The sequence below is a fragment of the Flavobacterium silvaticum genome (assembly GCF_012911565.1).
Taxonomy (GTDB): domain Bacteria; phylum Bacteroidota; class Bacteroidia; order Flavobacteriales; family Flavobacteriaceae; genus Flavobacterium; species Flavobacterium silvaticum.
The window spans coordinates 1-9,808 of the sequence record NZ_JAAMPU010000088.1; the positions used below are offsets into that span (position 1 = coordinate 1).

The following is a 9,808-nucleotide window of genomic DNA, read 5'->3' on the forward strand; positions in this document are numbered from 1 at the left end:
CCGCCGGTAAAAAAAAGCGCTGCTTCCAGGTCGTTGAACCATTCATTTTTTCAGTAAATTTACGTCCAGCCGAGACAACTATCATTTAAGGCCGCGCCTTCTTTTACCGGCAAAACGTTACCAGAAATGCAAATTGGCCTCATAATATACTAACATGAAAATTCTAAAAATAATTTTATTAAGTCTACTCATATCGACTGTTTCAGCATGTATGCAAAAGGAAAACAGCAAAGCCAATGCTGGGAAACAAAAAACTGTTGACAAGGACGATTTTCACATTGATAATTACAATATTTCTATGATAAGACTAATTGCTAATCCAGAAGAATATCATGGAAAAGAGATACGAGTTCAGGGCTATTTGAATTTACAATTTGAAGGGGACGCTATTTATTTACATGAAGATGATTATAAGAATGCTATATTTAAAAACTCGTTTTGGGTCGAATTCTCTAATGAAGTTCTAACTCAAAATCCAACTGATGGTATTAACAATCAATATGTAACTATTGTAGGAACTTTTGATATGAATTCCCGCGGCCATATGGGAGTTTTCGCCGGAACTATTAAAAACATAACTGAAATTTATAGCCGTAATATTGATGAAAAATGAACATGCACTTCTGGTAACAGCCGGTTAGCACCAGTGCTGCTTTCAGGTTGTTGAACCAATCATTTTTTCAGTAAATTTACGTCCAGCCGAGACAACTATTTCTTTTGGCCGCACCGGAGCCAACCGGCGAAACGTTGGGAGAAATTGCATAAAAATCGTCTTTTAATAATTATACGTTCAAAATTCATTACCTTTGTACGTATAATTAATATGTTATGGATACTAAGTTGACATTAAAACTCAATCAAGACGTAATTGAAAGAGCAAAATCTTATGCTTCAAACAAGAAATTAAGTTTGTCAAGGTTGATTGAGAATTATCTAAATTCATTGACTTCGGAAAATTTTCCTAAAGATGAAATTCAAATTTCTCCGTTTGTAAAAAGTTTGTCTTCTGGTTTAAAATTAGATGAACATCATGATTATATACTGGAATATAAAAGTCATTTAGAAGAAAAATATAAATGAAAAGAATATTCCTAGATACAAATATTATTCTGGACTTACTCGGGGAACGAGCTAATTATGATTCAATTGCTAAACTAGCAACGTTGGCTGACGCAAAGAAATTGAAACTTGTAGCTTCTCCAATTTCATTCACTACAACCGAATACATTTTAAGCAAAATGGAATCGAAAAGCGTTGCGCTTGAGCGATTGAGGAAATTTGCAATTCTTTGCGAAGTTTGTGATGCAAATCAAGAAATCATTGAAAAGAGCTTGAATTCTGGATTCAAAGATTTTGAAGATGCTGTTCAATATTACTGCGCTTTGGATTCAAAATGCTCCGTAATAATAACTAGGGATGATAAGGATTTCAGTAAATCCAGTTTACCAATTATGACAGCTGAAGAATATTTAAAAAGCATAATGTAATTGCAACTTCTCCCAACAGCGGCTAAAAAAAAGCGCTCCATTCAGGTAACAGAAGCATCCATTTTTTAACTACATTTACGGCCAACCGAGACAACAATCTCCGGAAACCGCGCCTTCTTTTAGCCGCGAAACGTTATGGGCTATCCTTTTAAAATCATCAAATATGAACATTAGAATTTGTTTGAAAAGAGTCATGATTTTATCAATTATTTTTTTAGTGATTTCTTGCAAAAATTCAGAGACAAAACTTTCTTCTAAAAAATTTAAAGCTGAATATTTAGTAAACAAAAAAGATGTTTCAAATCTGATTAATTTTTGTATGAGTTCAAAAGCGAAAATTTTTAATAACTGCAATCGGATATGGGATCAGGATCCAACTTTCTATTTCACTAAGCTCGATTCTCTACAAATAGTAAAAGAAGATTCTATCTTCACAAAAGAAGACTTAAATTTTATTTTTAAGCAAGCAGCAACTAATCCAAATCTTAAAATCAATAATGACGTTATTTCTAACAATAAATTAGTTCCGCTAAACTTTAAAAAAGCATTTAATCGCGATAAAAATGTAAGAAATGAGTATTATGATCAAATTCGTAGAAAATATGGTCAAGTTTGCACATTAAGTATTCCATTATTTTCCAAAAACATGAACATTGCAATTGTAAAAATCGGATATTCGTGTGGTGCACTTTGCGGAGAAGGAGGCATTTACATTTATAAAAAAAACCAAGATGGAAGTTGGATTATGATTAAAACATTATCCGATTGGGTAAGTTAGGACAGCCCATAACAGCCGGTAAAAAAAAGCGCTGCGTTCAAGTTATTGAGCCAGTCATTTTTTAAGTAAATTTGCGTTACGCCGAGAGTACTATTTCTTAAGGCCGCGCCTTCTTTTACCGGCGAAGCGTTATGTGACATTTTTATAAAATCGACGAGAAGTGGCCATTAATAAATCTTGGAGACATCATTATCTACCAGTATTTTATCTACGAGGTTTTACCAATGGATCGCGTTGTTTTCACATATACAATGTTGAGAAAAAACAATTCATAAAAAATGGAAAAGTCTTTCATCCTCAGTCCTATTTCTATACAGAAAATGAGAACACGTATTTTAGAAATGGAGAATCCAGCGATTTTATCGAACAAACATATTCAGAAGTAGATAATAAAGTAGCAAAGCTAATTGCAACGATACGAAGTTCAGAAAGTACAAACAAGTTTGGGATATCCGAATATGATGTTCAAATGCTAAATTTTTTCATGAGTATTCTCTATTGGCGATTACCTCATAATAAAGTAAAAATTGAAGAACTTTTAGCAAACAATGATTTGAAATCATTAGGAATGAAAGTTCTCAATAAGGACGGAAATCGAGATTTAGATTTTGAAAATTTGCTAAGGAAGGATCCTGAATTTGCAAAAGCTTACAAGTTTATCAATTCTCTAATGGATCCAGCTAGAGGTATTAATTGTCGCACTCCTTATAGTATAATTTCGAAACACCCGAATTTGCCATTTGTATGCTCCGACAATCCGATAATATTTCAAAATGAAAATCCAAACATTTACGAGGATAATTACGTATTCCCCTTGAGTGGAACAAGATTTTTTCTCAGAACACCTAAACAGGAAAACTTCGATTTTTATCTTTGGCTCTGTTTTGATGTCATAATATATAAGCAAGCCGTGAAATATGTTGCCTGTTCTGATATTAAATATTTGGAAATGTTAGAAGACCATTTTGAAAAATACAAGATGTCTTTAGAGGAATTTAAATTACATTTGTTTAAGAGGTTGATGTAAAACGTCACATAACAGCCGGTTAGCACCAGTGCTGCTTTCAAGTAACAGAAACAAACATTTTTTAGGTAACTTTACGTCCAGCCGAGACAACTCTCTCCGAAAGGCCGCACCGGAGCCAACCGGCGATACGTTATGTGAGATTTTTTTTAAAACTTTTGCAGCGATTACCATTTTTTGGTAACTTAGCAAAAAGAAAATTTATCATGGGAAAAAACACATCAATTTCTTTGGGCAACCATTTCGAAACGTTTGTTGATGAGAGTATTTCAAAAGGTAGATTCCAAAATGCAAGCGAAGTTATACGTGCTGGATTGAGGCTACTTGAAGAGGAAGAGAATAAAATCATCGCTTTGAGAAACGCGATTCAGGAAGGAATTGAAAGTGGCCAGGCCGAGAACTTCAATCCGAAAGAACATTTAAAAATGCTTAAAGCCAGGAAAAAATTAAATGGCTAAATATATCCTGACGAATAAAGCCGTATTAGATTTATCTGATATTTGGGATTACACTTGCGATGAATGGTCCGAAGATCAAGCCGATAAGTACTACGATTTACTTTTAGCTTCTTGCCAAGAATTAGCTAAACATCCTAATTTTGGAAAGAATTACGAAAACATAAATAAAAATTTGCTGGGTTTTAAAAGTAACCATCACATAATATTCTTCCGAATAATTTCTGACAAGGAAATTGAAATCGCAAGAATTCTTCATGAAAAAATGGATCTCAAATCTAAACTGTAAATTAAAACCTCACATAACAGCTTGTCACGGCCAGTGCTGCTTTTCGGGTAGTTGTAAATATACGTTTTTTAACTAACTTTACGTCAAGCCGAGACAACTTTCTCCGAAAGTCCGCACCAGCCGTGACAAGCGAAACGTTATAAGCCATTTTTCGAGAACGGCAACTTGAAAAATTTCTTTATATTTGTCACTATGACAAGAATTCAAATCAAAAACGAAATCAGTAAAGTTCTGGATCAAGTTCCGGAAAATCTGCTTATTGATATTTTAGATTTTTTGAAAGAGGTAAACTCTGACAATTCTGTTGAGACAAATTTGACCTCAAACTTTAGAAAGATTCTCTCTGAAGATAATGAGCTTCTACAAAAACTTGCTCAATGATTTCAATCAGTGAAGTTGAAGCAATTCATAACATTCTTATTGACAAATTTGGCGGCGCAAAAGGTATAAGAGATCTTGGCGCATTGGAGTCCGCAGTAGCTAGACCATTTGCGACATTTGACCAAGTAGATTTATATTCAACTCCAATAGACAAAGCTGCGGCGATTTTGGAAAGTCTTTTAATAAATCATCCATTCATTGATGGCAATAAAAGAATTGGCTACACAATTATGAGGCTGATACTTTTGGAAAGCGGATTTGATATTTATGCAAGTCAAGACGAAAAATATAAAATTGTTATATCAGTAAGTACTGGCGAATCTCGATTTGAAGATATCAGAGCTTGGCTAAATTCTTGTGTAAAATAAAAAACGGCTTATAACCGCACCCAAGACGCGATTGCTGGTTTCGGGTAATTGGACCAATCATTTTTCTTTGTACTTTCACGTTCAGCCGAGCCAACTTTCTCCGGAAGTCCGCAACCGCGCTTGGCTGCCAAACGTTGGCAAACATTTTTAAACTTATGAACTTGAAAAGAATATTCTTTTTTGTATTAGTTGCAGTTTCTATAAGCTGTAATAGACAAAAACCACTTGGAAATAAATTCTTTGATTTTGATAGTTCTGATTATTACAGTCTAAATTTGAATGACCGTCAAATTTCTAAATTGAATTTAGAAAATGCTACAGCGTCAACAATAATTTCAGGCTACTATCCTGAATCAATTAATGAAATATCCGAAATTTCTAAACTCGGGGAAATTGGATATACGAAGACTACTCTAAACGCAAAACAAGTAAAAGAACTTAGTCAAATATTCAGGGAGAATAGTAATGGTGATTTTGAATTTGCTGCATGTTTACCAATATATCGGGATATCTTTGTTTTAAAAAAGAATTCTAAAATAGTTGGCATAGTTAAATTATGTTATGAATGCGGTCAAGCAAGTTTCAGAGGCACAAAAGCCAATACTGAAAATTTTGGAGCAAATGAAGAATTTTTAAAAATCAATTTGGTTTTAAAAAGATAAAACGTCTGCCAACAGCGCATCTTTGCCATTGCTGCTTTCAGGTTAAAGAACCAATCAACTTTTTAAGTAACTTTACGTCCAGCCGAGAAAACTATCTTCGGATTTCCGCAACAGCAAAGATGCGCGAAACGTTGTGTTCCATGCCTATCGCCGCAAAAGTTAAAGACCATTATTGGCCATAATTTCCTGGTACTACTTTTTGCCAAAATGCAGAATGAACTTTGTCTAATTATTAATTTCTGTGAACACACATTTCTTTGTCGAATTACTGATCGAAGCTTCGCCGTTCGTAGATAATAAGACATAGTGGAATTTCTTTGACTTTTTAATTTCTGTGTGAAAATTTCTGTGAGAGAAAATATTCACACAGAAATTTTCACACAATTATTCGTGTGTGATTTTCATCAAAGGCAAAAGTTCACACATTAATTTTGGATAAATTGAGATAAAGCCAATTCAATAGAAGGCACGAGAACACAACAGCGGCTAAGACAAGATTGCTCCTACTCGATCATTGTAACAACTTTTTTCTTAACTTCCATCGCGGTTAGCCGAGCCAACTTTCTCCGAAAACCGCAACCTCGCTTAGCCGCGAAACGTTGTAGGCAATTTTATAATCATTCGTAATAACCTGATTGAGGATTCATGACACGATCAATTCCATCGTCTTTCAATCCTTTTTGTATAGCGTTATGGATACGCAAGAAACTTGGAATTTCGAGAATAGTTTTTTTATAAGTAAATATTAAACTGTCTTTGTCTAAATTAAATGGTGATTGATTACTTGGCCACGACGGATTTAAAGTTGATAATTCGCGTTCGCGACGATTTAGAACGTTCATAATAGTACATACTAACCATTTATCTAGGTATTGTAATTGTTCAATATCATTGATTAAAGGGTAAAAACTCATGATTCCTTTAAATCTCAGAATCTTATATGTGCCGTTTAAATATCGCCTCATCAAAGATTCCGTAAGATTACCGTATAAATATCTTCTAATTTCTGATATCGCGCTAAGAAAATTTTTATCCTTATCATTCTGCGGGAAATTTTGCGGATGAACTCTGGTGGGTTTTAAGGGTTGTAGTAGATTTTTATATAACAAGTAGGTGATTTGTTTCTTTATTTTCCTTATAGATTGATCCTTAATGCTAATATTCTGTGCTGAAATTTTGTATCCTAAAAATTCAATATGCTCTTTGGTATTTAAAAATTCCGATTTCATGTCTTTACTTTGAAGAAGTGAAATTCCATCTGACTTTTTATAATTAATACGAATTCCAGCATCTTCAGAAAAGCTATTTATTATGTCAAACGCCTTCGTTATTTTAGAATAATCTTTCGACCAAATAATAGTATCATCAGCATATCTTGCAAATCGAACACCCTGATCTTCAAGAGATCTGTCCAATTTCCAACAAACGACGTTCGCTAGAAATAAAGAAATTGATGTACCCAATGGAATGCCCTTTTCTCTGTCTGCTAAAAAAGCTTTCATGATTTGCATATCTCGATCGCTCCATAAAAAAGCATTTTGATTTAGTTGACTAAAAAGGTATTCATGATTGATAGAGCCAAAAAAATCTGAAAAGTCAAATTCAGCTACGAAGATTCTAGGAACATGTTTAAGTTCATTAGCGATATCCTGAATAGCATAGTGAATGTTTCTGTCATTTCTATACGCATATGTCAATGAACTAAATCTGTGTTTATTTTTACTGAGCAAGTTATGATAAAACCTATCAGATACCGCAGAATCTTGAATTTGGTAGATGCTAATTTTTCGTTTACCTCCATTTGGTTTAGGAATCTCTTTTAAAAACGGTGGATTTGGTAAATAAGTTCCATCCAAAATTTTCTTGCTTACTGATTTAGCAATTTGTTCTTTCCGCTTATAGACATAAAAAGGGTTATGTTTCCTATCACGTTTCCATTCTTTTGGAACATGTACTTTTTTAAGAGTTGGAACAATATAAATTTTATTTTTTCGCTCTATCGTTAAATGGAGAAAGTTGTGGTAAGTGTTATACTTCTCGCAAAGTTCCCTTGCTTGTTTTTCTATATCTTTTAATAAAAATTTTTCCATATCTATTTTTTATAAACAAAAATGCCCTGCCGAGGCAAGACAAATTCACGGAATGCACAATTAAAAGTAAGCTCTTAATTAATAACCATTTTTTAGAAGAATAATTACACCTTGCTCGAAAGATTCACTTCCAAGCAGTAGTACATTCCGTTAGCTCCATAGGAACACTAAGACAAATATAGTAAAAACTGCCTACAACAGCGGCTAAAAAAAAGCGCTCCATTCAGGTCATTGAACCAACCATTTTTTCAGTAAATTTACGTCCAGCCGAGACAACAATCTACGGAAATCGCGCCTTCTTTTAGCCGCGAAACGTTATAAGCTATGGCCTCGCCCGGCTCCGAACCATAAATAAATACAATTATAAATGATAATTAAAGAAGCAGTTTTAAAAAGCTTAGAGGATATCGCTGGACTCACAAATTATTTGGAAGTCTACAATAATATAGTCCAAAAAAGTTACTTTGATTTTGGAAATGCCAAAACCCCAGCATCTACAATTTCCGCGTCGCTTGGTGATTTTATAAGAAATGGGGATACAAGAGTGAAAAGAATAAAACAAGAAAACGGCTCTTATCTTTACTACCTAACGAAAAACGAACAAAATATAGGCATTGATCTTTTATATAGTGAAACCGAGATTGAACCGCAAGTTGCGACTGGAAAAGCTAAGTTGAAAATATATGAAGAGCGCGATTTGCACAAATTGGTTAGTAGCTACTTGAAAAACACAGACATCTATTCCAAAACCATATTTCATGAACAGTCAAATGGCAAAGACAGCAATCAAATTTGGACGCATCCAGATATGGTAGGTATCAAATTTTTGAATCTCCAAACGAAAGCCAGCCAAACATTTTTAAAATCAATTAATAGAGTGGACACATTTAAATTAAGTTCTTATGAACTTAAGAGAGAAATAAATAGTGACAGTGAACTCAAAAAGGCCTTTTTTCAAGCTGTATCAAATTCAAGTTGGGCAAATTATGGATACCTAGTCGCGTTTGAAATTAGTGACAGCCTTACAGAAGAAATGGCACGACTCAATGAATCGTTCGGAATTGGAATTATTGAGCTAAATGCAAATCCATATCAGAGCAAAGTTCTGTTTCCGGCAACCTACAGAAATTTGGATTTCAGAACTATTGATAAACTTTGTAAAATGAATAAGGAGTTTGAAAAGTTTATTGAGAATACAGAAAAATTGATGACTGCTGAGGAACGCTATTATAAAGCAACAGAAAAAGAACTAAACGAATTTTGCGACACATATTTTGAAAGCGATTCAGACATTGAAAAATACTGTCGAGAAAAATATATACCATTGATTGAAAATTAGCCACAGCTTATAACCGCACCCAAGACGCGATTGCTGCTTTCAGGTAATTGAACCAACCGTTTTTCTTTGTACTTTCACGTTCAGCCGAGCCAACTTTCTTCGGAAGTCCGCAACCGCACTTGGCTGCCAAACGTTAGGCGTCATTTTAAAAAAATATGAAATGAGAACCAAATTATGACTTTTAAAAAGTTCGAAAAAATAGTAAATATATGTTTACTCATCTTTGTTTCAATCGCGATTCTTTGGTTTTCTGCAGATATTTTCACGGCAAAAAAAGTTGATTTTGATAACATAACCAAAATCGAAACTGAATTCATAAAATTAGAAAAATACAGGATCGAAGGAAAAATTAGCTATTCATATAACTTATATGTAGGCCAAGACAGCGTTTATAAAATAATTGCAGATAATGTCGATTGTTTTAAGGTTGATTCATTTATGCAAAATACCAATGCCGGAGACTTAATTGAGATTTATATCAACAAAGACAATGGTCTTAAATTTCCTGATTTAAAAAGTGTTTTTGGTCTAGTAAAAAATAGAACAAATTATATTTATTTAGACTGTGTCAATGAAAAAGTTGATAGCAATAAAAAGTTAATCCCAATGATGTTTGGATTTTTTGCTCTTGTCATTATATTGTCAATTCTTTATACAAAAAGCAAAAACAAAGGAAAAACGAACGCCTAACCGCACCCAAGACGCGATTGCTGCTTTCAGGTAATTGAACCAATCATTTTTTCAGTACTTTTACGTTCAGCCGAGCCAACTTTCTTCAGAAGTCCGCAACCGCGCTTGGCTGCCAAACGTTAGCGGTAATTGCCCAATCGCGTAAACAAACAATCATAAGAGATTCAAATTATAATAAAATGAAAATATTAAACGAAAAATACAATTCTGACTTCACAATTGAAGTTGAAACAAATCTCGCTGGA

Annotated in this window: 13 protein-coding genes; 12 read left to right on the forward strand and 1 reads right to left on the reverse strand. The window is 33.7% G+C overall.

The window, feature by feature from the left end; all coding sequences use genetic code 11:
* The first annotated feature begins 154 nt into the window (after positions 1 to 154).
* The 10 genes from G6047_RS00555 to G6047_RS00600 all read left to right on the forward strand — a co-directional run bounded on the left by G6047_RS00555 (position 155) and on the right by G6047_RS00600 (position 5,444).
* Complete coding sequence (locus G6047_RS00555) at positions 155 to 613, forward strand: hypothetical protein (protein ID WP_169525389.1); 459 nt, start codon at positions 155 to 157, stop codon at positions 611 to 613.
* A gap of 215 nt (positions 614 to 828) precedes the next feature.
* Entirely contained in the window at positions 829 to 1,080 is a 252-nt protein-coding gene (locus tag G6047_RS00560) for a DUF6364 family protein (protein WP_169525391.1), read from the forward strand.
* Positions 1,077 to 1,487 carry a type II toxin-antitoxin system VapC family toxin gene (locus tag G6047_RS00565; protein ID WP_169525393.1) on the forward strand — a complete coding sequence of 137 codons (411 nt, stop codon included), beginning with the start codon at positions 1,077 to 1,079 and terminating at the stop codon, positions 1,485 to 1,487. Before G6047_RS00560 ends, G6047_RS00565 begins: the two co-directional genes overlap by 4 nt.
* Before the next feature lie 163 nt (positions 1,488 to 1,650).
* The gene (locus tag G6047_RS00570) at positions 1,651 to 2,265 is read left to right on the forward strand and encodes a hypothetical protein (RefSeq protein ID WP_169525395.1); all 615 of its coding nucleotides are present in this window, start codon (positions 1,651 to 1,653) and stop codon (positions 2,263 to 2,265) included.
* A gap of 160 nt (positions 2,266 to 2,425) precedes the next feature.
* Entirely contained in the window at positions 2,426 to 3,292 is an 867-nt protein-coding gene (locus tag G6047_RS00575) for a DUF4238 domain-containing protein (RefSeq protein ID WP_169525397.1), read from the forward strand.
* Positions 3,293 to 3,495: 203 nt separating this feature from the next.
* Positions 3,496 to 3,747, forward strand: coding sequence for a type II toxin-antitoxin system ParD family antitoxin (locus G6047_RS00580; RefSeq protein ID WP_169525399.1), 252 nt, complete (start codon positions 3,496 to 3,498; stop codon positions 3,745 to 3,747).
* Positions 3,740 to 4,033: a type II toxin-antitoxin system RelE/ParE family toxin gene (locus G6047_RS00585; RefSeq protein WP_169525401.1), complete on the forward strand. Its 294-nt coding sequence runs from the start codon at positions 3,740 to 3,742 to the stop codon at positions 4,031 to 4,033. Before G6047_RS00580 ends, G6047_RS00585 begins: the two co-directional genes overlap by 8 nt.
* Positions 4,034 to 4,225: 192 nt before the next feature.
* On the forward strand, positions 4,226 to 4,414 hold the full coding sequence (locus G6047_RS00590) for a hypothetical protein (RefSeq protein WP_169525403.1): 189 nt from the start codon (positions 4,226 to 4,228) through the stop codon (positions 4,412 to 4,414).
* On the forward strand, positions 4,411 to 4,782 hold the full coding sequence (locus G6047_RS00595; protein WP_169525405.1) for a type II toxin-antitoxin system death-on-curing family toxin: 372 nt from the start codon (positions 4,411 to 4,413) through the stop codon (positions 4,780 to 4,782). Before G6047_RS00590 ends, G6047_RS00595 begins: the two co-directional genes overlap by 4 nt.
* 161 nt (positions 4,783 to 4,943) lie before the next feature.
* Positions 4,944 to 5,444, forward strand: coding sequence for a hypothetical protein (locus tag G6047_RS00600; protein ID WP_169525407.1), 501 nt, complete (start codon positions 4,944 to 4,946; stop codon positions 5,442 to 5,444).
* A 617-nt stretch (positions 5,445 to 6,061) separates the two neighbouring features.
* Here the strand turns inward: G6047_RS00600 and G6047_RS00605 are convergent.
* A complete protein-coding gene (locus tag G6047_RS00605; protein WP_169525409.1) occupies positions 6,062 to 7,534 on the reverse strand; it encodes a reverse transcriptase domain-containing protein in 1,473 nt (490 codons plus the stop codon).
* Between the two features lie 367 nt (positions 7,535 to 7,901).
* On the opposite strand from G6047_RS00605, the gene G6047_RS00610 reads away from it, so the two are divergent.
* Together G6047_RS00610 and G6047_RS00615 are read left to right on the forward strand one after the other, a co-directional pair.
* Positions 7,902 to 8,873 carry a hypothetical protein gene (locus G6047_RS00610; protein ID WP_169525411.1) on the forward strand — a complete coding sequence of 324 codons (972 nt, stop codon included), beginning with the start codon at positions 7,902 to 7,904 and terminating at the stop codon, positions 8,871 to 8,873.
* 174 nt (positions 8,874 to 9,047) lie between these two features.
* Positions 9,048 to 9,563: a hypothetical protein gene (locus tag G6047_RS00615; protein ID WP_169525413.1), complete on the forward strand. Its 516-nt coding sequence runs from the start codon at positions 9,048 to 9,050 to the stop codon at positions 9,561 to 9,563.
* The last annotated feature ends 245 nt before the right edge of the window (positions 9,564 to 9,808 follow it).